This is a genomic window from Opitutia bacterium (assembly GCA_016217545.1).
Taxonomy (GTDB): Bacteria; Verrucomicrobiota; Verrucomicrobiia; order Opitutales; family Opitutaceae; genus Didemnitutus.
Genome location: JACRHT010000017.1, coordinates 460,343 through 485,692 on the forward strand (window position 1 = coordinate 460,343; position 25,350 = coordinate 485,692).

General features: G+C 65.0%; 26 protein-coding genes. 10 read left to right on the forward strand and 16 right to left on the reverse strand.

What is annotated here, in order from left to right; translation table 11 throughout:
* The first annotated feature begins 2 nt into the window (after nucleotides 1-2).
* Nucleotides 3-473 (forward strand): hydrogenase maturation protease, encoded by a 471-nt coding sequence (locus HZA32_17850; GenBank protein MBI5425945.1) that lies wholly within the window; start codon nucleotides 3-5, stop codon nucleotides 471-473.
* Between the two features lie 54 nt (nucleotides 474-527).
* Nucleotides 528-1,643, forward strand: coding sequence for a hybrid sensor histidine kinase/response regulator (locus HZA32_17855; GenBank protein ID MBI5425946.1), 1,116 nt, complete (start codon nucleotides 528-530; stop codon nucleotides 1,641-1,643).
* Between the two features lie 131 nt (nucleotides 1,644-1,774).
* On the opposite strand, the gene HZA32_17860 is transcribed toward HZA32_17855, so the two are convergent.
* Together HZA32_17860 and HZA32_17865 are read right to left on the reverse strand one after the other, a co-directional pair.
* Nucleotides 1,775-2,698, reverse strand: coding sequence for a hypothetical protein (locus tag HZA32_17860; protein ID MBI5425947.1), 924 nt, complete (start codon nucleotides 2,696-2,698; stop codon nucleotides 1,775-1,777).
* A gap of 88 nt (nucleotides 2,699-2,786) precedes the next feature.
* Nucleotides 2,787-3,758 carry an SCO family protein gene (locus tag HZA32_17865; GenBank protein ID MBI5425948.1) on the reverse strand — a complete coding sequence of 324 codons (972 nt, stop codon included), beginning with the start codon at nucleotides 3,756-3,758 and terminating at the stop codon, nucleotides 2,787-2,789.
* 98 nt (nucleotides 3,759-3,856) lie between these two features.
* On the opposite strand from HZA32_17865, the gene HZA32_17870 reads away from it, so the two are divergent.
* From HZA32_17870 to HZA32_17880, 3 genes are read left to right on the forward strand one after another with little or no spacing between them, the layout of a single operon-like run.
* On the forward strand, nucleotides 3,857-4,816 hold the full coding sequence (locus HZA32_17870) for a COX15/CtaA family protein (protein MBI5425949.1): 960 nt from the start codon (nucleotides 3,857-3,859) through the stop codon (nucleotides 4,814-4,816).
* On the forward strand, nucleotides 4,813-5,721 hold the full coding sequence (cyoE, locus tag HZA32_17875) for a protoheme IX farnesyltransferase (GenBank protein MBI5425950.1): 909 nt from the start codon (nucleotides 4,813-4,815) through the stop codon (nucleotides 5,719-5,721). The genes HZA32_17870 and cyoE overlap by 4 nt, the downstream gene beginning before the upstream one ends.
* A 12-nt stretch (nucleotides 5,722-5,733) precedes the next feature.
* Nucleotides 5,734-6,189, forward strand: a complete 456-nt coding sequence (locus HZA32_17880) for a DUF420 domain-containing protein (protein MBI5425951.1) — start codon at nucleotides 5,734-5,736, stop codon at nucleotides 6,187-6,189.
* A gap of 83 nt (nucleotides 6,190-6,272) precedes the next feature.
* Here the strand turns inward: HZA32_17880 and HZA32_17885 are convergent, their stop codons facing one another.
* Entirely contained in the window at nucleotides 6,273-6,767 is a 495-nt protein-coding gene (locus HZA32_17885; GenBank protein MBI5425952.1) for an azurin, read from the reverse strand.
* 235 nt (nucleotides 6,768-7,002) lie between these two features.
* Here HZA32_17885 and coxB point away from each other — a divergent pair, with 235 nt between their 5' ends.
* The 5 genes from coxB (at nucleotide 7,003) to HZA32_17910 (ending at nucleotide 12,540) form a co-directional block, all read left to right on the forward strand.
* The gene (gene coxB, locus HZA32_17890; GenBank protein MBI5425953.1) at nucleotides 7,003-8,298 is read left to right on the forward strand and encodes a cytochrome c oxidase subunit II; all 1,296 of its coding nucleotides are present in this window, start codon (nucleotides 7,003-7,005) and stop codon (nucleotides 8,296-8,298) included.
* Nucleotides 8,299-8,340: 42 nt separating this feature from the next.
* Complete coding sequence (gene ctaD / locus HZA32_17895) at nucleotides 8,341-10,293, forward strand: cytochrome c oxidase subunit I (protein MBI5425954.1); 1,953 nt, start codon at nucleotides 8,341-8,343, stop codon at nucleotides 10,291-10,293.
* A gap of 45 nt (nucleotides 10,294-10,338) precedes the next feature.
* A complete protein-coding gene (locus tag HZA32_17900; protein ID MBI5425955.1) occupies nucleotides 10,339-11,187 on the forward strand; it encodes a heme-copper oxidase subunit III in 849 nt (282 codons plus the stop codon).
* Nucleotides 11,188-11,242: 55 nt separating this feature from the next.
* Nucleotides 11,243-11,593: a cytochrome C oxidase subunit IV family protein gene (locus HZA32_17905; protein MBI5425956.1), complete on the forward strand. Its 351-nt coding sequence runs from the start codon at nucleotides 11,243-11,245 to the stop codon at nucleotides 11,591-11,593.
* A 152-nt stretch (nucleotides 11,594-11,745) separates the two neighbouring features.
* Complete coding sequence (locus tag HZA32_17910) at nucleotides 11,746-12,540, forward strand: cytochrome c oxidase assembly protein (protein ID MBI5425957.1); 795 nt, start codon at nucleotides 11,746-11,748, stop codon at nucleotides 12,538-12,540.
* A 2-nt stretch (nucleotides 12,541-12,542) separates the two neighbouring features.
* Here the strand turns inward: HZA32_17910 and HZA32_17915 are convergent, their stop codons facing one another.
* The 13 genes from HZA32_17915 to ligA form a co-directional block, all read right to left on the reverse strand.
* Complete coding sequence (locus HZA32_17915) at nucleotides 12,543-13,946, reverse strand: FAD/NAD(P)-binding protein (GenBank protein MBI5425958.1); 1,404 nt, start codon at nucleotides 13,944-13,946, stop codon at nucleotides 12,543-12,545.
* 241 nt (nucleotides 13,947-14,187) lie between these two features.
* Complete coding sequence (gene cysK, locus HZA32_17920) at nucleotides 14,188-15,165, reverse strand: cysteine synthase A (protein MBI5425959.1); 978 nt, start codon at nucleotides 15,163-15,165, stop codon at nucleotides 14,188-14,190.
* 12 nt (nucleotides 15,166-15,177) lie between these two features.
* Entirely contained in the window at nucleotides 15,178-16,224 is a 1,047-nt protein-coding gene (locus HZA32_17925; protein MBI5425960.1) for a sulfate ABC transporter ATP-binding protein, read from the reverse strand.
* A complete protein-coding gene (cysW, locus tag HZA32_17930) occupies nucleotides 16,221-17,099 on the reverse strand; it encodes a sulfate ABC transporter permease subunit CysW (protein MBI5425961.1) in 879 nt (292 codons plus the stop codon). Before cysW ends, HZA32_17925 begins: the two co-directional genes overlap by 4 nt.
* The gene (cysT, locus tag HZA32_17935) at nucleotides 17,099-17,953 is read right to left on the reverse strand and encodes a sulfate ABC transporter permease subunit CysT (protein MBI5425962.1); all 855 of its coding nucleotides are present in this window, start codon (nucleotides 17,951-17,953) and stop codon (nucleotides 17,099-17,101) included. Before cysT ends, cysW begins: the two co-directional genes overlap by 1 nt.
* Nucleotides 17,950-18,162 carry a hypothetical protein gene (locus tag HZA32_17940; protein MBI5425963.1) on the reverse strand — a complete coding sequence of 71 codons (213 nt, stop codon included), beginning with the start codon at nucleotides 18,160-18,162 and terminating at the stop codon, nucleotides 17,950-17,952. The genes cysT and HZA32_17940 overlap by 4 nt, the downstream gene beginning before the upstream one ends.
* A gap of 55 nt (nucleotides 18,163-18,217) precedes the next feature.
* Entirely contained in the window at nucleotides 18,218-19,012 is a 795-nt protein-coding gene (locus tag HZA32_17945) for a hypothetical protein (protein MBI5425964.1), read from the reverse strand.
* Between the two features lie 105 nt (nucleotides 19,013-19,117).
* Nucleotides 19,118-20,104, reverse strand: a complete 987-nt coding sequence (locus tag HZA32_17950) for a sulfate ABC transporter substrate-binding protein (protein ID MBI5425965.1) — start codon at nucleotides 20,102-20,104, stop codon at nucleotides 19,118-19,120.
* A gap of 22 nt (nucleotides 20,105-20,126) precedes the next feature.
* Entirely contained in the window at nucleotides 20,127-21,506 is a 1,380-nt protein-coding gene (locus HZA32_17955; GenBank protein ID MBI5425966.1) for a porin, read from the reverse strand.
* Between the two features lie 116 nt (nucleotides 21,507-21,622).
* Nucleotides 21,623-21,808: a YezD family protein gene (locus HZA32_17960; GenBank protein MBI5425967.1), complete on the reverse strand. Its 186-nt coding sequence runs from the start codon at nucleotides 21,806-21,808 to the stop codon at nucleotides 21,623-21,625.
* A complete protein-coding gene (locus HZA32_17965) occupies nucleotides 21,805-22,380 on the reverse strand; it encodes an Rrf2 family transcriptional regulator (GenBank protein ID MBI5425968.1) in 576 nt (191 codons plus the stop codon). Before HZA32_17965 ends, HZA32_17960 begins: the two co-directional genes overlap by 4 nt.
* Nucleotides 22,381-22,467: 87 nt before the next feature.
* Nucleotides 22,468-23,247: an MBL fold metallo-hydrolase gene (locus HZA32_17970; GenBank protein MBI5425969.1), complete on the reverse strand. Its 780-nt coding sequence runs from the start codon at nucleotides 23,245-23,247 to the stop codon at nucleotides 22,468-22,470.
* A 90-nt stretch (nucleotides 23,248-23,337) separates the two neighbouring features.
* On the reverse strand, nucleotides 23,338-25,188 hold the full coding sequence (ligA, locus tag HZA32_17975; GenBank protein ID MBI5425970.1) for an NAD-dependent DNA ligase LigA: 1,851 nt from the start codon (nucleotides 25,186-25,188) through the stop codon (nucleotides 23,338-23,340).
* Nucleotides 25,189-25,350 lie beyond the last annotated feature (162 nt).

Below are 25,350 nucleotides of genomic sequence, written 5' to 3' on the forward strand. Positions count from 1 at the left end.
CGATGATCTCGCCCGATTATCCGCATCCGCCCAGTCCCGTTCGCGCGCGCCTGCTCGTGCTGGGCTACGGCAACACGCTCTTCGGCGACGACGGTCTCGGCCAACTGATCGCGCAGCACGTCGCTGATTGGGCGGTGCCGGGCGTGCTCGCGCTCGCACGCCACGAACTCACGCCGGAACTCGCCGCCGATATCGCCGCCGCCGACGAAGTGATCTTCGTCGACGCCGCGCTGCACACCGACGGCGTCGTGTTTGTTCCTGTGAACGCGACGTCGTCCGAGCGCGAAGGCCTCGACCACGCGCTCACTCCCGCCGCGCTGCTCTCGCTGGCGCGCGCCGCGTTCGGCACGGCGCCGAAACACGCGTGGCAACTGCTCGTGCCGGCCCGGGATTTCACCCTAGGAAACTCGCTGTCGTCCGTCGCGCGCCACGGCCTCACGCTGGCTTTGCAGGGAATCTCCCGGCGGATGTAGGCGGGGCTTGCGTCGTTACGCGGCGCGCGCTTCCTTGGGATACTCGTTACGTCCATGCCTTCCAAGATTCTCGTCGTCGACGACCAGCCGATCAACGTCCAGCTCCTGAAGCGCAAACTCGAGCGCGAAGGCATGCAAGTCGCCACGGCGTTCTCCGGGCGCGAAGCGCTCGACCTCGTCGCCGCCGACAAACCCGACTTGATCCTCCTCGACGTGATGATGCCCGACATGGACGGCATCGAGGTTTGCCAGCGCCTCCAAGCCGACGAAGAGACCAAGATCATCCCGGTCATTTTCATCACCGCCCGCACCTCCAAGGAGGGAAAGATCGAAGGCCTCGGCGTCGGCGCGGTCGACTACATCACCAAGCCCATCGACCTCGACGAGACACTCGCCCGCGTGCAGACGCAGCTGCGCTTCGTCACGATGAACCGCGAACTGGTCGAGCTGCAACGCCGCCTCGGCGATTCGCGCCGCGCCGCCACGCTCGGAGCGGTCACGCAGGGCATCGCGCACAATCTGAACAATCTCCTCGGCGTCGTCATCGGCTACGTCGACCTCATCAAGGCCTACCACGAGAAGCCCGAGCTCGTGAAAAAGAACGCGCAAAGCCTCGAGGACGCCGTCAACCGCATCGTCGCCATCATCAAGCAGCTCACGAATCTGGTGGTGAAGAACAAGCCGCACACGAGCCGCGCCACGCTCCAGTCCCTGCTCGCCAGCAGCGTGAGCCGCTACCAGGCGGAGTTCCGCATCGAGCAGCCGGTGACGATCGAAAATTCCGTCGGCGACGTCTCGCTCGAGACGAACGTCGAAGTCTTCGAGGACTCGGTGGCCAAGCTGCTCATCAATGCCTGGGAAGCCTACGGCGATGCCCCCGACGATCAGCGCCCGATCACGATCCGAACCGAGATTCTCGACAAGGGCGACGAAGGCCGGCACCTGCTCGTGCACGTCGAGGACAACGGCCGCGGCATCGACGCCGAGATCAAGGACCACGCGTTCGAGCCCTTCATCAGCTCGAAGCACACGGTCGGCGTCGGCATGGGCCTCACGGTCGCCCGCCACGCCATGCGCAACCTCGGCGGCGAAGTGAATCTGAACGAGAACCCGAAAGGCGGCGCCATCGCGACGCTGCGCCACCCGCTGGAGCGGAAAACTAAGGGCTAAAGAAACGGAAGCGCCGGGCCCAGCGGCTCCTGTAGGAGCCTGCTTGCAGGCGACCCGAGCGCGGAGACAGTCGCGCGAGCAGGCACCTACGCGCGCGCAAGCGCGAATGCGTTACTGGCCGCGCCTCGCTCCTACGGCAACACCTCGACCCAGAACGGCACGAACGCGTCGTCGCCCGCGAGGTTCACCTGCGCCCAGATCACGTAGCGGCCGGGCTGAGGAATCGTTACCTTGAAGTGCAGCTCCGGCTTCAGCGCCGCGGGCGGCTTCGTGAGATCGGTTTCCGTCGGGTGCAGGTGCGCGAAACCGCTGCGCTCTTCATCGAACGCCACGAGGTGCGCGAACGCCCCCATCACCGGCTGCAACGGCACCGGCCGCTTCTCCGTGCCCGGGCTCTCGATGCGAAACGTGAGATCGGCTGGCGTCTTCGCCCGAAAATACGAAGGGACGTCGAGCGTGACATTGAAGCCGTTCGTTTGCCACTCGGTGTTCATCGTCCGCGAGACGCGCGCGACATCACCGGGCACCGTGAAGTCCACCGACGCATAGAGTCCGCGCTGGGTCGCGGCCGGCGTGAAGTCGGCGAAAACGCGATACGTGCCCGCGCGGTCGGGCGCCATTTCGAACACCCAATCGCCCTCGCGACGGCCGGGCTCGGGGTGGATGTGCTGATAGTCGTTCAGCGTCGGATCGACGACGAGCAGGTGAAGCTTGCGGGTGTGTGCGACGAGCAGATCGGCCGGACCGACCGGTTTGCCGTTCGCCGTGCGCATCGTGAGCGTGAACTTCGTCGGCTTGCCCCGTTGCGGCGGCGTCTCGCTCGCGAGCGAGAGTTGCACGGGGGATTTCGCGGCGATGACCGGGATGAATTGTGGACTGGAGGGATCGCAAAACTCGATCGCGTCCTTCCCAGTCACGCGAAAGTCCATGTGGTTGAGATTCGAGCCGGTCGGCAGCAGGCGCACCGTCACGTAGAGCGCGAGCGCCACGGCCGTGATGAGGCCGACGGAGCGGAGCGGCGGGCGGGTGAGCGGCGGGCGCGTGGGAGTCGTCATCTCAGCTTGGTCGGTGGGCGCGGACGGGATGTTGCAAGTGCGCTGGGGGGGCGGCGATCGCGGATTGCCGCTCCAGGTTCGGCGCACGTCATTTCATTTTCGGCAGAAAATCATCATTGGTCCACTGCGAGCCGTCGACGCGGTGGATAATCCGGCCGTTCGCATCGATGAGCAGCGTGGCGAGGTTGTGCTTGATCGTGCCGCCCTCGAATTCGCGGATGATCCCCATCTGGGCGAACAGCTGGCGCATGGCGGTGTCCGGCCCGGTGAGAAACGACCAGTTGCTCAAATCGAGGCCGCGCGCGTCGGCGTAGTCCTTCAGGATTCCCGGCGTGTCGTATTCCGGGTCGAGCGAAACGGAGACGAACTCCACTCCGGTGACGCCCGCCTTCTTCGCCGCCTGCTGCAGCGCCGACATCCTCGCCGTCGAGGCCGGGCACATCGTCGCGACCGGGCAGCGCGTGAAGATGAAATTCATCATGACCTTTTTCCCGCGAAAACGATTCGCAGAGACCGTGCGGCCTTCCTGATCGAGCAGCGTGAAGTCCGGCGCGGACTCGCCGACTTCGCGATAGGCGCCCTTGCCGCGCGTCGCGGTGTCCTGCGCCAAGGCCTTCGCGGCGGCGTCGAGTGCGCGCACGGTCACCGCGTCGTCCGGCCAGATTTTCTCGAGCGAATACTCGCCCTTGTATTCGACCATCACGGCGCGGATGCGCTGGCCGGCCTTCGCGTTCATGAGGTCGCCGGCCGTGGCCTTGAACTCCATCGTCATCGACGGCATGTAGCCGGGAATCTCCTCGTGCGTGACGAGCAGCACCTTCCGCGCGGCGTCGGCGCTGACAATCTCGCCGACCATCGGGAAACGCTTCGGCTGATCGCGCGACTCCTGCCGCTTGATGTAGTCGGTGGCGCTCATCGCGTCCTTGTCCCAGACGGCGGCGATCTCCTCCGTCGGCGCGTTCGATTTTGTGGTCTCGCGGCCGCAACCGCCCGCAAACAACGCGGCGGCCATTAGCGCACCGAGCGCGCTGCGCGCACCGAACGAATAACGCGGAGTCATGCCCGTGACCCATTTGCCAAAGCCGGAAATTGTCAAAAGGTTTGCGCCCCGTTCCGGCGAAGTATGACTTCGCGTTTCCTCCCGCCTGCCCACGCCTGATGCAACGCACCGCTGACTACAAACCCGCCCTCGCCTGGTTCGCCGCTCTCGGCAGCGCCTGGGTCTTCGTGCTCGTGGCCCTCGGCGCACTCACCACCACGATCGGCGCCGGCATGGCCTTCCCCGACTGGCCGCTGTCCAACGGCTCGGTCAACCCTCACGGTTGGCTGACCGAAATCGACAAGTTCGCCGAGCACTCCCACCGCCTCTCCGGCGCGGTCATGGGCCTCGTGACCATCGGACTCGCGGTGTGGCTGCACCTGCGCGAATCGCGCGCCTGGCTCCGCAAACTCGGCTGGTGGGCGCTCGCGATCGTGATCGTGCAGGGCTTGATCGGCGGCAAACGCGTGCTGCTCGACTCGCTCGCGGTGCCCGGTTTCGAGATGACGTTCGGCCAGATGCTGCGCATCCCGCACGGCATGCTCGCGCAGATCTACGTCTGCCTGCTCTTCGCCATCGCCGCCGGCGTCTCCAGATTCTGGGTCGAGGGCTCGCTCGGCCACGCGGGCTCGCGTGTGAAGAAACTCGGTTTGCTCTGCGCCGGGCTGCTGCTGTTGCAACTCACCGTGGCCGTGACGATGCGCCACAACCACGCGCCGCCCTCCATCGGCGCCTTCCCGGAGCACGGCGCGCCGTTGCTGCCGGTCGCCTGGAACTACCTCGTCTCGCTCCAGTTCGCGCATCGCGTCATCGCCGCCGCCCTCGCGATCTCGATTCTCGTCTACGGCCATTATCTCTCGCGCGAGCGTTCGCTGGCCGCCGGCGTCCGCGCGGGGAGCGTCGTGCTCGTCACGCTCGTCGCGGCGCAGATCTATCTCGGCATCCAAACCGTCTGGACCGGTCGCAGCGTCGCCGTGACCGTCGGCCATGTCGTGATGGGCGCGCTGTTTCTCGCGACGACTTTCCTCTTCGTTTTCCTGACCCACCGTCCGTCGTCCGACGGCGATTCTCGCGCATGAGCCACGCCGCCGCGACAGCCGACGACGCGCCACGCCCGATCTGGCGCCACTACCTCGAGCTCACCAAGCCGCGGCTGAGCCTGATGTCGGTCATCACGGCGATGCTCGGTTACCTCGCGGCCGTGCCCTACTCGTATGTCGATTGGGCGCGCACGGGATTCGTCGTCCTCGGCACCGCGCTGTGCGCCGGCGGCGCCGCCGCGCTCAACATGTGGATGGAAGGCGACACCGACGCGCTGATGGAACGCACGGCCGACCGCCCGATCCCGTGCGGCGCGGTGCAACCCGGTTCGGCCTTCGTCGTCGGCTGGCTGTTGTGCGTCGCAGGACTCGCGGTGCTCTTCAAGTGGGTCAACGGCCTCTCCGCCTTCCTCGCCCTCGCCACCATCGTCGCCTATATCTCGATCTACACGCCGGCCAAGCGCCGCTCGCGCTGGAACACCGAGATCGGCGCCATCAGCGGCGCGCTCCCGCCGATGATCGGCTGGGCTGCCGCCGGCCGCACCAACCCCGGCCTCGGCTGGGCCCTGTTCGCCATTCTCTACACGTGGCAGATGCCGCACTTCTTCTCGCTGGCCTGGACCTATCGCAAGGACTACGCCGCCGCCGGCATGAAGATGATCTCGGTCCTCGATCCCAGCGGCCGGCGCGTCGCCGCGCAGACCTTCGTCTGGACCGTGTTGCTCGCAGTCGCGGGCGTGTCGCCGTCGCTGCTCGGCTACTGCTCGTGGTATTACTTCGCCTTCGCTGCCGCGCTCGGGCTGTGGATGCTGAAATCCGCGTTCGATTTTCTGAACCCCGACAAGCGCGACAAGGAAGCGCGCCGCCTCTTCTACTACTCGCTCGCCTACCTGCCGCTCGTGCTCGGCCTGTTGGTGGTCGACCGTTTCTTCTTCAAGCTCTGACGAGCCTCCGCCATGACGCTGAACGACATCCCCGCCCTCAACGCCGCGCTGAACGGCCTCGCGACGATCCTGATCACGATCGGCTACGTGCTGATCAAACAGCGCAATGAGCGCGCGCACCGCGCCGTGATGCTCAGCGCCGGCGTCGTGTCCGCGATTTTCCTCGTCGGCTATCTCACACACAAGGCGCTCAAAGGTGCTGCCGCCGGCGCAGGCGAGGCGCTGCACACGCAGTTCGGCGGCGAGGGCGCGATCCGCACCATTTACTACGTGATGCTCGTTTCGCACATCCTGCTCGCCATCTCGATCGCCTACCTCGTGCCGCGCACGTTTCTGCTGGCGATCAAGGGCGACTACGCCGCGCACAAGCGCTGGGCGAAGTTCACCTACCCGATCTGGTATTACGTCAGCGTTACCGGCGTGCTCGTCTATTTCTTCCTCTACGTCTGGTGGCCGAAAACGGCCTGAGCCGAACCCTCGCCCGAGCGGCGCAAATCAAAAAGCCGGGCGAAGTGCCCGGCTTTCGTTTTTTGCGGTGATCGCGCTCGAGTTTACTTCACCACGAGCACGCCCTTCATGCCGGTCTGGAAGTGCGCCGGGAACGAGCAGAGGAAGGTGTATTCGCCCGGCTCGGTCGGAGCCTTGAACGTGATCTCGTCGGTCTGTTTCGGCCCGAGCAATTTCGTGTGGGCGATGATCTGATCCTGCATGTTGGCCGGAATGTGATCCGTGGTCACAGCCATCACGGCGGCCTTGTCGAAGGCTTCGACATCCGCGCCCTTCTTGAGGAGCACGAAATTGTGGCCCATCGCCTGTTTCGGCATCGAGCCGATGTTCGTGAGGATCACCTTCACGTCCTGACCGGCCTTCACTTCGAAGCGGGTGGCGCTGAACTTCATCGAGTCGTTGGCCGTGAGTTCCAGCGTGGCGACGGCATTCGCGTCGGCCGTGGCGGCGGCGGAACCGCCAGCGGATTCATTCTTGCCGCAGCCCGCAAAAAAGAGGGCACCGGCGCACAGGGCGAGGGTAAGCGTGTGGTTTTTCATAAGAGGGTCGCACCCTCGCATACCGGCGGGCATCGCGCAATGACGCAGCTCAAGGATTCCGCCCGACTTATCGATCCGGCGAAATGCCTTAATACCCCGGCCCGGAACGATTTTTGCCAATCGCGCTACGCATAAATTGTCTTTCTTTTGCTGTTGAAATGCGGGGCAAGTTGCGAACGCTGGCGCGTCATTCTCCCGCGGCGGCGTCACGCAACGCCGTTGCCCCCTTCGACACATGACCCGCACACGCTTCGTTTCCCGCTCGCTCTCCCGTTGGAGCGCGCTCGCGCTCGCGAGCACGACCCTCGCCCTGCTCACCGGCTGCGAAAAAATTCTCAACCTCAAGGGCCCGCAATCCACGATGGTCGCCGACGGCCCCGTCGCGCGCGCGCAGTGGGACCTCTTCATGGTGACGGTCTACGTCACCATGTTCATCTTCGTGATCGTCGGCGCGGTGCTTGCCTACGCGCAGATCAAATTCCGTGCGAAGAGCGACGCTGATGAGCACGCCGAGCCGCCGCCGCAAGGCCACGGAAACCCGTTCGTCGAAATCGCGCTCATCGGCGCCTCGGTTGCGCTGCTCGTCATCATCGCGATCCCGACGCTGAAGAACATTTGGTATACGCACGACATCCCCGAAGCCGAGAAGGCGAATGCGATGGAGATCAACGCCACCGGCTATCAGTGGTGGTTCCGCTTCGAATATCCGAACGACAAGATGGCGCTCCCCACCGGCGGTGAAGGTCCGCTGGTAACCGGCAACGAAGTCGTCATCCCCGCCGGCGTGCCGGTGCGCATCAATCTTCGCACGGTCGACGTCATCCACTCGTTCTGGGTCCCGAAGCTCGCCGGCAAAGTCGACATGATCCCGAATCGCGGCAACTTCCTCTGGCTGAAAGCCGAGAAGCCCGGCTATTTCTACGGCCAGTGCGCGGAGTATTGCGGCGCCTCGCACGCGATCATGCGCTTCCGCGTCATCGCGCTCTCGCCGTCCGACTACGTGAAGTGGCTCGACCACCAGAAGAGCCCCGCGCGCAACGCCACCGCCGCCGCCATCCGCGCCGAGGACGAGAAGATCCGCGTGCAGTTCGCCTCCCTGCCCGCCCCCGCCGCCGGCTCCGTCGACTCCCGCACGCTCGCCGCCTCGGGCAACTTCGATGCCGATCCGCTCGCCGCGTGGAAGCACAAGCAGAGCCCCAACGCCGGCGAGAACGCCGCGCTCATCGCGCAAGGCCGCAAGCTCTTCCAGGAAAAGACCTGCATCTCCTGCCACACCGTCCGCGGCCACGAAGGCATCGGCATCACCGGCCCCGACCTCACGCACGTCGGCTCCCGCACCACGATCGCCGCCGGCGTCCTCGAGAACACGCCCGAGCGCATGCACCAGTGGATCAAGGACCCCGAGTATTTCAAACCGGGCAACAAGATGTTCAACGGCGGCTATGTCGACGTCACCAACGGCAAGCGCCTCTTCGAACTCAACGACAAGGAAATCGACGCTCTCGTCGCCTACCTGCAGAGCCTGAAGTAAGCGCCCCCACCCTTTACCGAACGCACTCACACGACTCCTCCCATGGCCCAAGCACTGGCTAAGTCCGATTATCACGGTGGCACCGAGCACGCCGCCCCGAAGCCGATTTCACTGCTCCCGCGCCCGATGGCGAAGACCGGCCTCGTCAGTTGGCTGACGACCGTCGACCACAAGAAGATCGGCCTCATGTATGCCGGCTTCGCGTGCCTCTTCTTCCTCGTCGGCGGTCTTGAGGCGCTGCTCATCCGCACGCAGCTGATCGTTCCGAACAACCGTTTCATCTCGGCCCAGTTCTACAACGAGCTGTTCACGATGCACGGCACCACGATGATCTTCCTCGCGGTGATGCCGTTGAACGCCGCGTTCTTCAACCTGCTCATTCCGCTGCAAATCGGCGCGCGCGACGTCGCCTTCCCGCGCCTGAACACGTTCTCACTCTGGGTCTTCGTTGCCGGCGCCATCATCCTCAACGTCGGCTGGCTCTCCTACGTGTTCCCGAGCATCAAGGCCGGCCTGCCCGACGTCGGCTGGTTCGGCTACGCCCCGCTCACCTCGAAGAATTTCACACCTGACGCCTCGACAGACCTCTGGGTGCTCGGCCTCCAAGTGCTCGGCCTTTCCTCAATCGTCGCCTCGCTGAACTTTATCGTGACGATCATCAATCTCCGTGCGCCCGGCCTCACGATGATGCGTCTGCCGGTGTTCACCTGGATGGCGCTCATCACGAGCTTCCTCCTCGTGCTCGCGCTCCCCGCCATCGCCATCGCGCTCGTCGAAGTCATGTTCGACCGCAACTTCGGCACGAACTTCTTCGAAGCCTCCAACGGCGGCCAGCCGATCCTCTGGCAGCATCTTTTCTGGGTCTTCGGTCACCCGGAAGTCTACATTCTGATTCTCCCGCCGATGGGCTACGTCTCGGAAATCCTCCCGACGTTCTCGCGCAAGCCGCTCTTCGGTTACCCGATCATCGTCTTCTCGGGCGCCGCCATCGGTTTCATCGGCTTCGGCGTGTGGTCGCATCACATGTTCACCACCGGCATGGGCACGGTCGCCACCGCGGCCTTCTCGCTCGCGACGATGGCCATCGCCGTCCCGACGGGCGTGAAGATCTTCAACTGGATCGGCACTCTCTGGGGCGGCCAGATCGTGACGCGCACGCCCATGATGTTCGCGCTCGGCTTCATCTGGATGTTCATGCTCGGCGGTTTCTCGGGCATCATGCACTCCGCCGCTCCGGCCGACGCCCAACAGCAGGACTCCTACTTCGTCATCGCCCACTTCCACTATGTGCTGATCGGCGGCGCGACCTTCGCGCTGCTCGCCGCGATCCACTTCTGGTTCCCGAAGTTCTTCGGCCGCCTCGTGCCGGAATTCTGGGGCAAGCTCTCCTTCTGGATCATCTTCGTCGGCTTCAACACGACGTTCTTCCCGATGCACTTCCTCGGCCTGAACGGCATGCCGCGCCGCACCTGGACCTACGACGCCAACATGGGTTGGAACGAGGGCAACTTCATCGCCACCATCGGCGCCTACACACTCGGCCTCGGCGTCTTCACCTACTTCGCCGTGCTCGTCTACACCTACTTCAAGGGTGAGAAATGCGGCAACGACCCGTGGGATGCGCGCACGCTCGAGTGGTCGATCCCGTCGCCGCCGCCGGAATACAACTTCAAGGCCATCCCGACCGTCCACGCCCGCGACGCGTGGTGGTATGAGAAGCACCACAAGGAGGAGATCGCCAAGGAGCAGGCCGAACACATCAAGGCCGAGACCGAGCACGGCGGCATCCACATGCCCGACCAATCGTGGTATCCGCTGATCGCCGCCCTCGGTCTGCTCGTCGGCGCCATCGCCTTCGCCTTCCATCACCTTCCCATCGCGATCGGCGGCTTGGTCGTCGTGTTCATCGGCTGCTACCTCTGGGCGCTCGAAGGACCGGGCGGCTACCACATCCACCTCGACGAAAAGGGCAACGAGACCATCTCGCGCCACTAAGCCTCCTCCGGCTCTCAACTCTCAGCCCTCAACTCTCAACTCTTCATGAGCAACGCCGCCGCTGGCGCCATCGACCACCACCACGACCCGTCCACCTCGACGGGCATTCCGAACAAGAAGCTCCTTTGGTGGGCCTTCCTCGCTTCGGACTGCATGTTCTTCGGTGCGCTGATCTCCACGCACCTCGTCTACCGCCTCAACCCGCCCCCGGGTAACGCCGAACCGACCAAGATCTTCGACATCGAGCTGACGTCCTTCTCGACGTTCATCCTCCTCATGTCGTCGCTCATGATGGCGCTCGCCGTGAACGCCATCCAGCGCGGCCAGCTGCGCTCGATGCGGAATTCCCTCCTCACGACGATCTTCTTCGGCTGCATCTTCCTCGGCTGCCAGGTCTACGAGTTCGTGCACTTCGTCCACGAGAAGAAGATGACGCTCTCGAACAGCCTCTTCGGCTCCACCTTCTACACGCTCACCGGCACGCACGGCACGCACGTCGCCATCGGCGTGCTGATCCTCGGCCTGATGTATGTGCGCTCCTTCAAGTCCTCGTCGCCCGACAGCGGCGGCTGGGGCGAATTCGCCAAGACGCTGGTGCACGTGGCCGCCGTCTGCGCGGCGATGGCGCTGACGTTCATCTTCATCGTTCCCGCCGGCATCGGCCTCGCCAAGGGCCACGGCACCGTCGCCGAGTTCTTCAGCCACAATCTCATGCCGCTCCTCGGCCTCGTTGCCGCCGGTGGCGTGATGGCGTGGTTCTCGCGCGCCAGTCACGGCGTCGATTTCGGTGAGCGCAACGCCATCGATGTCGAGGCGGTCGGCCTCTACTGGCACTTCGTCGACATCGTGTGGATCATCATCTTCACGGCCGTCTACCTGCTCGAATACATCTGAGCCGTCGTGCCTTCCGGGCCCTCGGCTCTCAACTCTCAGCTCTAGACTTCTTCCCATGTCCGCTCACGCAGCCACTGCTCCCGCCGCCGGCCACCACGAGCCGAGCAAGTTCCACACCTACGTCCAAATCGCGATGCTCCTCGGTGTGATCACCGGCATCGAAATCGTCCTCGTCTACCTGCCGCTCGCCAAGTGGTTCGTCGTCGGCGGACTGGTGTTCTTCTCCGCCGTGAAGTTCCTCTACGTCATTTTCTACTTCATGCACCTGAAGTGGGACAAAGTTTTCTGCACGATCCTGTTCTTCATCGGACTCGTGCTCGCTGGCGGCACCATGTGGGCGCTGCTGCACCTCTTCGGCGCCGAAGCCAGCAAGCCGCTCTCCTCGATCGTGGGCCTGCTGCTCTAAACGCGAAACCCTTTCCCCTCCACGCGAGCCGCACGCAACCCGTGCGGCTTTTTTATTTTACGCTTTTCCGCGCCAGCGCCGCATCCAGTCGAAGCTCGCGCGCGTCTGCTTTCTGCGCTTCGCTCGGACGACACGCGCGCAACGCCACTCCCATGATCGACTGGACCCACTGGCACAACGAACCGTTCCTCATCGGCGGCCTGATCTTTCTCGGGTGGCTTTACGCCATCGCCACCGGTCCGCTCCGTGCGCGTTTGGCCCCCGCCGGCACGCCCTACCCGCGCGCGCACGCGATCAAGTTCTACTCGGCTCTCTTCATCTTCTATTTGGCCGTCGGTTCGCCGCTCGACCAGATGGGCGAACGCTTCCTGCTCAGCGCGCACATGCTGCAGCACCAGCTGATCATCTACCCTGCCGCGATCCTCTTCCTCCGCGGGCTGCCCGACTGGCTGGTCAGCCTTGTCACCGGACGCGAATCCCTCCGCGCCCTGCTGCGCCTCTTTACCCATCCGATCATCTGCGGTCTCATCTATGTGCTGGTCATGTCGTGCTGGCACTTTCCGAGCGCCTACGACTGGGCTCTGCAAGACCGTTGGGTGCACATCGCTGAGCACTTCTCGTTCTTCGGCGCCGCGCTCTTCCTGTGGTGGCCGGTCTGCAGTCCGTCGCGCGAATACCCACCCGCCAGCTACGCGTGGCAAATGCTCTATTTCCTCGGCATCACCATCGGCATGACGCCCGTGTTCGCCTACATCACTTTCTCGAGCGACGTCCTCTACCCCACCTACGAATTCGCTCCGCGCCTCTTCGAGCGTCTCGACCCGCACGAAGACCAAGTCCTCGGCGGCGCGATGATGAAGCTCATCGGCATGTCCGTGATGATGGGTGCGTTCGTCGTCGCGTTCTACCGCTGGTATCGGCAGACGGAGCGCAACGGGCGCGACTAGTCTCAACGCCCCGCAAGGACGCGGTCGACCAAGCGCCTTGCAAGTCCTTCCGCTTGGACGCGGATTTCCGGAATGGCCGTGCACTCCCACAGCTCGCCCTTCAGCGGCGCGCCGAGCGTGTGCAGCCAGCCAACCGGTCCGCCGCGATGACTCAGCACTTCGCCGTCGACGTTTGCACGCAGCCCGAGGGCAAGCGGATCGTGGTCGATCAACCCGCGGGCGAGCAGATTCACGAGCAGCGGGTGCTGATACTTCGAATAATCCGTCCGTGGCCCCGTGCAATTGATCACCTTGGCTACGTCCAGCGTGCGCGTCCGGCGTGTGCCGCGTTCGCGGAAGACCGCCACTGCCGCATCCGGCGACTCCAGCAGTTTCTCCAACCTTCCCGCGTAGAATCGCACGCGACCAGCCGCCCGCAGCTCCTCCACCTGCGCCGCCACCGACGGAGCGAGCCGGTGCCGGTGTGCTTCCCAAAACGGCCGCACGTGTCGCATGAAGCGCGCTCGCTCGCCCCAGGAAAACCCGCGCCATAACGCCTGCGAGTGCGGACGGATCGAGTCCAACACCGGCCGCCAGTCGATGCCGCGCTCCGCCGCACGCGCGATCTCGCGGCGCAAACATCGCACGAGCTCGCGAATCGTTCGCGGCGGCTCGCGGCTTCCAAGAAAATCCGGATACGCGGGCGCGGCGCGATGCGCCTGCGGCAACAGTCCGCGACGCGACAGCGCGTGGATCGTCCCTCGATGGCCGTTCGCGGCGAGTTGGAGGATGAGGTCGACCGAGGTCAGCCCGGCGCCGACCATCAACACGTCCGCGTCCGGCGGGATACCCGCAAGGGTGCCCGGCCGCCAGGGCACGTGGACGTAGCGCTGCGAGTGATAGATCGGGAGTGAGCGGCGAATCGGGTATTCGCCGGGCAAATTACCGAGGGCGAGCACGACCTCGTCTGCGGCGAACGACCGGCCGTCGCCTGTCCGCAAGCGTCGCTCGCCGGTCTCGTCCTCGATGTCGATCACCTCGCCCTTGATCTCGAGCAGCTCAACGCCGACCGAGGCAACGCCACGCGCTCCCGCGAGCACATCCGCGAGGTAACGGCCGAAAATACGCCGCGGCAGAAAATCACCCGGTGCGACGCGCGAGGGAAAATCCGTCTGCCCTACTCGAGCGGCGGCCCAATCGAAAAAATGCGTTGGCGCGTCCGGCCACGCGCTCATGCGCGCCGCGGGCACATTGAGCACGTGCCCGGCGAAGTCGGTCCCGTAGGCGACACCGCCGCCGACCTCGGTCATGCGCTCAAAGAGCAGCACGCGGACCGGGGGCCGCGCTTGGCGGAGCACCTGCGCGGCGACCAGGCAGCCGCTTGCGCCGCCACCGATGATCGCGATCGTGAATTTTTCGTCGGACATGTTTGCGCGAAGAAGAGGAAAAACGGCTGCGCTCGCCCATTCACTGCATCATTGCTTTCAGGCACTACCCCAGCGCCCAAACACCCCAGGGCGAACGCAGCCAAAATAGAAACCTCGCAAGCCCGCCGGAGCGGGTAGGCGACGGATTCCAGTGGTCTGGTCACCCTCGCCGCCGCGGCGCTCACACCGCGGCGGAAAAACGAAAGCCGTCCGCGTGCGCGGTGCGGCGGTAACGTGAAACTCAGGTCTTCGGCAGCAAGTCGTCGATCGAGTCGCTCTCGGCGCTCACCTCGGTGAACAGCCACGTCGAAAGGTAGCGTTCGCTGCTCGACGGGATGATCGCGACGATGAGTTTGCCTTGGTTCTCGGGCCGCTTGGCGAGCTGCAACGCAGCCCACACCGCCGCGCCCGACGAAATGCCGATCGGGATGCCGTCCTGTTGGTTGACCTGTTTCGAAATCGGACCGGAGTCGGTCTCTTTAACACGGATGACCTCATCGTAGATTTTCGTGTTGAGCACGGGCGGCACGAAACCCGCCCCGATGCCCTGGAGCTTGTGCGGCCCCGGTGAGCCGCCGGAAAGCACGGGCGAAGCATCGGGCTCGACCGCGACGATCTTCACGGAAGGTTTCCGTGCTTTGAGCACCTCGCCGATGCCGGTGATCGTGCCGCCAGTGCCGATGCCGGCGACGACGATGTCGACCTTGCCGTCGGTATCGCGCCAGATTTCCTCCGCCGTCGTCGCGCGGTGGATTGCCGGGTTGGCGGGGTTCGCGAATTGCTGGAGGATGACGCTGTTCGGGATCTGTTTTTGCAGTTCCTCCGCTTTCGCGATGGCGCCTTTCATGCCTTTCGCGCCCTCGGTGAGGATGAGGCGCGCACCGAGGATTTTGAGCAGCTTGCGGCGTTCGAGGCTCATCGTCTCGGGCATGGTCAGGATGAGTTTCAGGCCCTTCGCTGCGGCGACAAACGCGAGCGCGATGCCCGTGTTGCCGGAGGTCGGCTCAATGAGGACGGTGTTCGCGTTGATCTTCCCGGTCTTCAGCGCGTCGTCGATCATGGCGAAGCCGATGCGATCCTTGACGCTGGAAAGCGGGTTGAAGAACTCGAGCTTGAGCGCGATGTCGGCGACGGCGCCGTGTTCGCGAGCTGTGCGGTTGAGGCGCACGAGCGGGGTGTTGCCGATGGTTTCGGTGATGTCGTTGAGGATGCGAGCCATGGTGGGTGGAGGTTAAATGCTGAAATCTTCCGCGAACTGCCGGCCGCGGCGCATGCGAAGATGCACGACGGAGCCCGGCTCGAGCTTCAGGTCGACGAGGCGTTGGCGGGAAATCTCGCTCTCGACGAACTCGCCATCGACGGCGGTGCGCTCGCACGACACGCGTGCGAGGGGCCCGGCCGAGTGGATGCCGCGCACCACGGCGGGCTCGCCTTCGTCGCCCGGCGTGTAGGGCACGATCTCGACGTCGTGTGGCCGCACGTAGGCGACGCGACCGCCGTTGTTGCCGAAGGCATCGGCGCGATCGAAGCCCTTCGACGGCAGCGACAGGCGGTTCACGTTGCCGAGGAACTCATAGACGAACGGGGTCGCGGGATGATCGTAAACCTCCTGCGGCGAGCCCATCTGTTCGATCTTCGCCTGGTTCATGATCACGACCTCGTCGGCGATCTCGAGCGCCTCCTCCTGATCGTGCGTCACGAAAATCGTCGTGAGATGAACCTCCTCGTGGAAAAGCCGCAGCCAGCGCCGCAGTTCCTTGCGCACCTTGGCGTCGAGCGCGCCGAACGGCTCGTCGAGGAGCAACACCTTCGGCTCGACGGCGAGTGCGCGAGCGAGCGCCACGCGCTGGCGCTGGCCGCCCGAGAGCTGCGCCGGCAAACGGTCGCCGTAGCCCTCCAGCTGCACGAGCTTCAACAAGCTCAGGACGCGGTCGCGAATCTCAGCTTTGCTGGGCCGGTTCTTTCGGCGCACCCGCAGACCGAAGGCGATGTTCTCGAACACGCTCATGTGCCGGAACAGAGCATAATGTTGAAAAACAAATCCGACCTGGCGCTCGCCCACCGGCACACCCGTGACATCCGTGCCGTGGAAAAGGATGCCGCCCGAACCCGCGTCGGCGAACTCGAGCCCCGCGATGATGCGCAAGAGCGTCGTCTTGCCGGAGCCCGATGGACCGAGCAACGCGGTCAAACGTCCCGTGGGCACTTTCAGGCTGACGTCGTCGAGGGCGGCGTAGGCGCCGAACGTCTTGCGGATGCGGTGGACTTCAACGCTCATTCGGAAACGGGATTTGCGTGCTCGGCGCGCCACTCGATCACGCTCTTCAACACGAGCGTGAGCAGAGCGAGGATGGCCAGCAGGGATGCCACGGCGAATGCCGCGACGAAGTTGTATTCGTTGTAGAGAATTTCGACGTGCAGCGGCATCGTGTTCGTCTCGCCGCGGATGTGGCCGGAGACCACGGAAACCGCGCCGAATTCGCCCATCGCACGGGCGTTGCAGAGGATCACGCCGTAGAAGAGGCCCCACTTGATGTTCGGCAGCGTCACGCGCCAGAATGTCTGCCAGCCGCTCGCGCCGAGCGTCAACGCCGCCAGTTCCTCGTCGTTGCCCTGCGCCTGCATCAACGGAATGAGCTCACGCGCAACGAAGGGGAACGTCACGAAAGTCGTCGCCAGCACGATGCCCGGCACGGCGAAGATGATCTTGATGTCGTGGTCCTGCAGCCACGGTCCGAACCAGCCCTGCGCGCCAAACATCAGCACGTATATCAGGCCGGAAATGACCGGCGACACTGCGAACGGCAGGTCAATGAGCGTGATGAGCAGGCTCTTGCCGCGGAACTGGAATTTCGCGATCGCCCACGCCGCCGCGACGCCGAAGACCAGATTGCACGGCACCGCGATCGCCGCCGTCGTGAGCGTGAGGCGGATCGCCGCGCGCGCATCGGCATCCTGAAACGATGCGAGATAAGCGCCCACGCCCTTGCGCAGCGCCTCGGTGAAGACGGCCGCCAGCGGCACGACGAGGAAGAGTCCGAGGAACAGGAACGCCGTTCCGAGCAGCGTCCATTTCAGCCAACGCGGCTCGTGTTGGCTGCGTCCGGCCGATGCGGCCTGACGCGAGACGGAGAGTGTGGTCGCGCCAGCCATTACTCCTGGTTCCTCCAATTGCTCCACTTCTGGAGCGTATTGATCAAGAGCAGCAGGGCGAACGATGCCACGAGCATCACGACAGCGAGCGCCGTCGCGCCGCGATAGTCGTATTGCTCGAGCTTCGTGACGATGAGCAGCGGCGTGATTTCCGTGCGGCCGGGCATGTTGCCCGAGATGAAGACGACCGAGCCGTATTCGCCGAGCGCGCGGGCAAACGCCAAGGCGAAACCCGTGAGCAACGCCGGCAATAGCTGGGGGAAAACCACGCGCCGCAGCGTCTGCAGTCGCGTGGCGCCGAGACTCGCCGACGCCTCCTCGAGCTCCGGCTCGAGATTCTCGATGACCGGTTGCAGCGTGCGCACGACGAACGGCAAGCCGACGAACGTCAGGGCGATGAGCACGCCCAGTTCGGTGAAGGCGACTTTGATTCCGTAAGGCTTGAGCAGACTGCCGATCCAACCGTTCGGCGCGTAGACGGCCGCGAGCGCGATGCCGGCCACGGCGGTCGGGAGCGCGAAGGGCAAGTCGACGAGCGCGTCGACGATGCGTTTGCCCGGAAAGGAATAGCGCGCCAGCACCCACGCCACGATGAGACCGAACACAGCGTTGATGCCACCGGCGATCAGCGAGCCACCGAAGCTCAGGCGATACGACGCCATCACGCGCGGCGCTGTGATCGTCTGCCAGAAATCCGCCCACTCCATGCCAGCCGTCCGCAGGAACGCCGCCGAGAGCGGCACGAGCACGATCAGGCTCAGATAGACGAGCGTGAACCCGAGCGACAGCCCGAAGCCCGGCAGCACGCGACGGGACGGCGGAGCGATGACCGCGGTTGGCGCCGAAGCACTCATCGCGAGGACCACGCTCCTTCCTTCCGCGCGGCCACGGCGCAAACTCCCTGCGCGAGCAGCCGCAACACGTCGTCTTCGGAAAGGCCGAGTCGTGTCGCGATCTCCCGTTGCTTCATTCCAAAGACGAAACGTAACGTCACGACGCGGCGTGCGGCATCGGGCAACGCCTGCACCGCAGCGCGCGTCTCCAACGGCCCCGTGCGCGGCATCGCCCCGCGCGGAGCTTGAAACGGCAATGGCAATGTCACGCCGGCGTCCACGCGTTTAGAGGTGTTGTCCGTAAGCGTGAAACGCGCGGTAGCGGACTACGAGCCGCTTCAACAGCGCACCGATGGCGCGGTCGGCTTGCGCCTGAGTCCAATGCGCCGGCAGCGCGAGCTCGATCTCGAATGGCGCAAAGGGCAAGTCAGCCGCCAGCGTGAGCGGGCCGGCCGAAGCGCCGCCGACGCCGAGCGTCTCGAAGCGCACGGACCACGGGTTGAAGTCCTCGGAGTTGAAGAGTTCGACATCGGTGGCCGCCGTGCTTTCCGTCGCGATCTTTCGCACCCAGGCGGAGGGCGTTTCGTCGGCGCTCGTCACGACGCGAACGAATCCCTCGTAGCCGCGCAAGCGCGCGTCCTGCGCGAGCAGGCGGATTTCGGGCTCGTCGGCGCGCGACCAATCGGCGTTCGACAAATCGCGCTCCTCGTCGCCGCCGAGGTGGCGCAGCACGTTCGCCACAGGGAAAAAGGAGAGATTCAGACTGTGCCCGAGTTCCGGATGTTGCGCGAGTCGCTCGACAAAAGTCACGAGCGCGCGCGCCGCGAGCAAGTCGTGGCGTCCTTCGCCGGCGATGAGCGCGAGGCGCAGCGATTCCTGCGAGCTGTGCGGCCCGAAGTAGACGAAGTGCGGGAGATAGTGCGCCGTGTCGCCGCTGTAGAACGGCCCGAGCGGCGAGCTGAAGAGGTAGTCGGATAGAGGCGCGGCCTCGACCAGGGCGCTGAGCCGGTCGGCCAGCGAAAGCGAGGGCACGCCGGAGGACGCGGAGGTCCCCGAAGCAAGGCGGGAGTTGGCACTCATGATGAGTTTCAAGTTAAGGCCGGGGCGGCGTCCGGCGTGCCCTCGTGAACATGGTCGGCGCGCCCCGGCTGGTGTTGGTCGGTGTTGTGGTGTGTGTGCGTCGGTTTACTTCGCGTAGATCTGGTCGAACACGCCGCCGTCGGCGAAGTGTTGCTTTTGCGCCTTGGCCCAGCCGCCGAACTCTTCGTCGATCGTGACGAGCTTCAGCGCGGGGAAAGTGCCGGCGTATTTCGCGGCGATCGCGGGATCGCGCGGGCGATAGAAATTCTTGCCGGCGATTTCCTGGCCCGCGGGCGAGTAGAGGTATTCGAGGTAGGCTTGGGCGACCTCCGCGGTGCCTTTCCGGCGCACGACTTTGTCGACGACGGAGACCGGCGGCTCGGCGAGGATGCTGAGCGAAGGAGAGACGATCTCGAACTTGTCGGCGCCGAATTCCTTCAGCGCGAGAAAGGCCTCGTTCTCCCAGGCCAGGAGCACGTCGCCGATCTCGCGTTGGACGAACGTGGTGGTCGAGCCGCGCGCGCCGCTGTCGAGCACGGGCACGTTCTTGAACAGCGCGGACACGAAGGCCTTGGCGGCTTCATCGGTGCCGCGCCGGTGTTTTTCGTAGGCCCAGGCGGCGAGGTAGTTCCAGCGGGCGCCGCCGGAAGTCTTCGGGTTGGGCGTGATGACTGAGACGCCTGGCTTGATGAGATCGTCCCAGTCACGGATCGCCTTCGGGTTACCTTTGCGGACGAGGAACACGATGGTGCTGGTGTAGGGCGTCGCGTTGTGCGGGAGGCGCTTTTGCCAGTCGGCGGGAATGAGCTTCGCGTTCTCGTAGAGCGCGTCGATGTCGGCGGCGAGGGCGAGGGTCACGACGTCGGCTGGCAGTCCGTCGATGACGGAGCGGGCCTGTTTGCCGGAGCCGCCGTGGGATTGCTTGATCGTGACGTCGTCGCCCGTCTTCGCCTTCCAGTAGGCGGCGAAGGCCGGGTTGAACTCGGCGTAGAGCTCGCGGGTGGGATCGTAGGAGACGTTGAGGAGTTCGACGGACTTGCCGAAGGCAACGGCGGCGAGGGCCGCGAAGAGAAAGAGGGATTTGAATTTCATGGTCGGTGGCGCGGCGCGCGGATCAGAAGCCGAGTTGGAAGCGGGTGATGAACGCCTTCTCGTCCTGGCGCAGGACGGCGGCGGAGGAAACGGCCGGAGCGGCGGCGTTGAAGCCGAAGTCCGTCTGATAGTAATCGAGCTTCAGCACGACCGCTTTGCTCAGATACCAATTGAGACCGACACCGAAAGAGGTCGCTTGGTTCGCACTGCTCGCGGCGGAGGCGAAAAGCGGGAACGCCGCATCATCGACGTCGACGCGCGCGACGCGCCCGGTGACTTCGAACGCGCCCCACGTGCCGGCGGCGTAGTCGAAGTTGGAGCGCGGCACGACGCCGTTGTAGGACGAGTCTTCGCCCGTGAGGACGTAGCCGGTGGCGATTTGCCACGACTTGTTCTGCAATTCCGTCTTCGCGCCGGCGGCGCTCGGGCGGACGTTGATCGTCGAGACGATGTATTCGCCGAGGAGGCCGAAGGAGCCGTTGCGGTAGTCGAGCTGCGGCGAGATGCGCCAGTTCAGGCCGTCGGCGACAACGCTGGAGTTGTAGGAGAAGAAGGTTTGCTGACCGTCGGTGCGGTAGCCGGAAGGACGGCCGGCGGCGGTCTTTTCCCGACCGATGTTGCCGGCGAGACCGAAGGTGAAGCCTTGGAGCGGCGACCCCGCGTCGTTGCGGAACGGCGTGAAGGCCACGCGCGCGACCAGATCCTTTTCATTGTCGAAGTCGGTGTTGTTCGAACTCGCGGCGTCGGCGACGCCGTTGAACACGCCGGCGGCGTAGCTGACGCGACCATTGGCCAAATCGCCCCACGCCTGGATGCCGAGATCGCGGTTCGGCACGAGGTTGCTGGCGATCGAGCGCTCGTTAAAGAACGTCCACGAATCCGACTGCAGCTGCTCAAGCCCGACCGGCGACTTGAATTTGCCGACGCGGACCTGGAGCGCCTTCGTGAGGAAGATGTTCAGGTTCGCATCGAGGATGCTGACGCTGCTGCCGCCGAATTCGCTCACGAGTTGGAACGAGTAGTTTTTTGCGAATTGCCCCTCGGTGATGAGTCGAGCGCGGCGGAGAACGAAGGCGTTGTTCGTGACGCCCTCGTCGCCGAAGAACAGGCGCGAGTCCAGCTGCACGAGGCCGCGCAAGCGGAGCGAGTTGGCGGCGTCGGCGGAGGCGAGCGTGACGCCCTTGTCGTTGACGGTGATCTTCGGCGTGGCGGGCGCGGCGGCGGCGGCAGCCTCGTCCTTGAGCTCCTGTTTGCGCTCGAGGACGAGCAGCTTTTGCTCAAGGGCGCGGATTTGGTCGCGCAGCGCTTTGATATCGGCATCGTCCGCGCCGTGGGCGGCGACGAGGGCAAAAGGCAGCGCCAGCAAGGCGCGTGCGAGTGGTCGGATGGAAGTGGTCCTCATGAACGGGCGTGGTGCTTGGTGTGGGCACTTCCCTTGGCAGGGTCAGGGCGTCGAGAATCGTGTCGGGCTTCGTAGTGGGGCCGCCGCGGGTGGCGCGGTAGGCGAGAAAAATGGGCTTAGGGAGCGTGCGAGGCAGCGTCGTTCGGCAGACGCGTCTTCTCGGTGCGCTCGATCTGCGTGACGCGACCGTCGTGGACGACCAGCTGGACGACGCCGTAGCGGAGGGATTCAACCTTTTCCTGCACGAGGCGGAGCCAGTCGGGCGAGCGCTCGGCGGGCGGAGTGGCGGCGGATTGGTTCATATCGCGTAGTCTCCCAGAAGTTCGTGGACGACGCCCTCGGTGGGGCTGAGGCGCGACTTGGCGGAGCGGGCGCGCGGCGCGGCGGCCGGACGCGGGGCTACCACCGGCGCGCTGAACGGCAGCGGCAAGCCGTCGCGAACCATCTTGCGCGTCGTCACCTCGACCACGTCGGCCAGCGTGTAGCGGTCGAGGATGTTCGCGATGGCGTTGCGCACATCGAGCATGAGCATGCGGAGGCCGCAGTGCGCCTCGTCCGGGCAATTGCACGGTTCGTAAGCCGACTGACTCACGCAGCCGATCGGCGCCAGCGGGCCGTCGATCAAGCGGACGACCTGCCCGATGCTGATCTTGCCGGACTCACGCGCGAGGCGGTAGCCGCCGAGCTTGCCGCGCACGGCCTCGACGTAACCCGCTTCGCGCAGCTGCTGCATGACCTGTTCGAGGAACTTGATCGGCAGGTCTTCCGCCTTCGCCAACTCCGACACGCGTAGCAACGGACGCCCGACCTTGGCGGCAATGCCGAGGTTGATGAGGGACCGGAGAGCGTATTCGCCGCGCTTGGAGAGTTTCACGAGTGAGCTAAACTACATTGATTCAGTGGGAATTAAATCAACCACAATATCAGCATGTTGGGCGTCATAACGCCATCAGGCGAAACCCTAAAGCCGCCACCGGAGCCCGTCGTAGGCGAGCTGCACCCCGGTCGGCAGCGTCGCCTCGAAAGGCCCATGATCGATCGCGTGAGTCAGATGGGTCAGGTAGGTCATGGGCGCACCGATCTCTGCCGCGGCCGCGCACGCTTCAGCGATATTCATGTGCGTCGGGTGCGGCGCCGGGCGAAGACCGTCGAGGACGACCAGGTCGGCATCTTTGGCCAATGCGACCGCTTCGCGCGGCAGACGCTTGCAGTCGTTGTAGTAAACGAATTTTCGGCCGCTCACCCGCTCCTCGAAGATGAGACCCAGTGTGTTCAAACCGCCGTGCGGTAGCAGTGTGGAGCGAATGGTGCCCTGAGGAAACTCCAGCGCCGGCGGCATCTCGAGGAGCCGAAAGGCAGCGTAGCCCTTCGAAACCGGCCGCTCCGCGACTGCGTAAGGGAAAATCGACAGCACGCGCGCCATGCCCTCGTCCGTCGTGTAAACCGTCAGCGCCTCACCGCCGATCAAATCGCAGAAGCGGCGCAGGTCGTCCATGCCCGTGATGTGGTCCGCGTGGCCGTGCGTGAGGATGAAAACGTCGAGTTGCCGGATGTTTTCGCGGACGCATTGGAGGCGAAATTCCGGCGTGGCGTCCACCTGCACATGCAGATCGCCCATCGTGACGTGAATGCTGGAACGTGTCCGCCGGTTGCGCGGGTCGGGAGACGTGCAGACCGCACAATCGCACGCGATCATCGGCACGCCCTGTGACGTGCCCGTGCCGAGAAAGACCACTTCCATGCGGCCGAGCGAAGGACATCCGTTGCACGCTGGCAAGGACGCGGGTGCCGGCCAACGCCAGCCCTTCGGCTTCCCGTCGCGCCAACGGAGTCAATCGACACTCAGCGACTCGCCCAACCGGGCCAGAGAGCCTCGGCACTGCTCATTTTCCAAGAAAGCCACCAACCCTTGCGCCGCGACGTCACTCAAACCGGGTATGCGTGAGCGCGCTCCATCGAGCACATCGCCGCGAGTGGCCCGCGCCAGCGTGGTAACGCTCGGGAACTGACCCACAATCGCCTTCGCCCCAGCCGGCCCGATCTCCGCGATGCCCGATCCCAGCACGAGGCGCCAAGCGTCCCGCCTCTTCGCCGCCGCCACCGCCGCCAGCAATTTCGCCGCCGTGCGCTCGCCGACCACCTTCTCCAACGCCGGTCGCTCCAAACGGAAAAAATCCGCCGGCTCCCGCACGAGGTCGTTTGCCACGAGCTTCTCCATCACTCCCGGACCGAAGCCCCTCAAGTTCGCGCACTCGGCGGACGCGAAATGCTCCAAACGCCGCCGCACCTGCGCGGGACAATTGCGGTTCGGGCAACGCACCGCCGCCTGCCCCGCTTCTGCCGCCAACGCGGCGCGGCAGGACGGACAATCGGCCGGGAAAATGAACGGCGCGGTGCCAGCCGGGCGCCGACTCAGGTTGACCGCGGTGATGACCGGAATGATCTCGCCCGCCTTCTCCACGGTGACCCAATCCCCCACCCTCAGATCGCGACGCGCGATCTCGTCCCGATTGTGCAGCGACACGCGGCGAATCGTCGCGCCGCCCAGCTTGACCGGCTCCACCTCCGCCACCGGCGCGAGCACGCCCGTGCGACCGATCTGCAGCGTGATTGCACGCAACTTCGTCTCAACGCGCTCCGGTTCGAACTTATGCGCGACGGCCCAATTCGGCGTGCTGCTCGAATCGCCAAGTCGTTCGCGTTGCGCCGCCGAATCCACCTTCACCACTGCGCCATCGATCGGAAAACCCAGCGTCGGCCGCGCCAACTCGATCACCTTCACCTCGCGCCACGCACCGTCAAATCCCACCGCAGCACGCGCCCACTCCGGTCGCGGCAGGCCCCACTTCGACAGTCGCGCCAGCAAATCACGCTGTGAAGCTGGCGCGCCCGCGGCCGGCAGCCACGCGCCCCAGCCATAGAACACGACCTGAAGCTTGCGCCCGGCTCGCTCGGTCGCATCGGCGGACTTCAACGTTCCCACAGCGACGTTGCGTGGATGCGCAAAGGGCTCGTCGCCCGCCGCACGACGTCCGGCATTCAGGCGCTCGAACTCCGCCTGCGACATGAATGCCTCGCCACGCAACTCGACCAAAGCCGGCGCTTCGCCGTGCAGCGCGGCCAGCTGGCGGGGAACATCCGCGCATTCCAGCAGGTTGCCGGTGACATCGTCGCCCTCGCGACCGTTGCCCCGCGTGACGGCGCGCACGAGTCGACCCTGCTCGTAAGTGACACTGATCGAGAGGCCGTCGTATTTCGGCTCCACGATGTAAACCACCTCCTCGTCGCCCAAGGTGCGCGCGATCTTCGTGAGAAATTTCCTGAGATCCGTGTCGCTGTGGCTCTTTTCCAAGCCGAGCACGGGCACCACATGCCGCGCCGCAGCGAACGCACCGGAGCGATCGTCGCCCACGCCCTCCGGCGCGTTTTCACCGTCGTCCGAGGTGGCTGGCTGAATGCGCTGTTCCAACTCACGCAGCTCCCGCTTGAGGGTATCGTATTCGGCATCGGTGATGATGGGCGCTGCCTTCTTGAAATAGAGTTCGTCGTGGCGCGCGATCTCTGCCCGGAGCTGCTCGAGACGGGCGGCATCGTTGCTTTGCGAGCCTTGCACGAAGGCGGTGAGGCTGAGGCAAAGCGCGCACGCAACGACAGGCACGAATCGGGCGAAGGGTATTTTCATGGTGGGCGGGGGCTTCTCGCCGGTTACGAACCGCGAGCATCGCGCGCGAAACTACCCGCTCCGCCGGAGCAGTCAGCGGCCCAAACCACACCGATTAGATGAAGCGGCGGGCTTGACTGCTCTACGCCGACCCGCTGCGGCTGGAGCAAAAGAAAAGGCGCG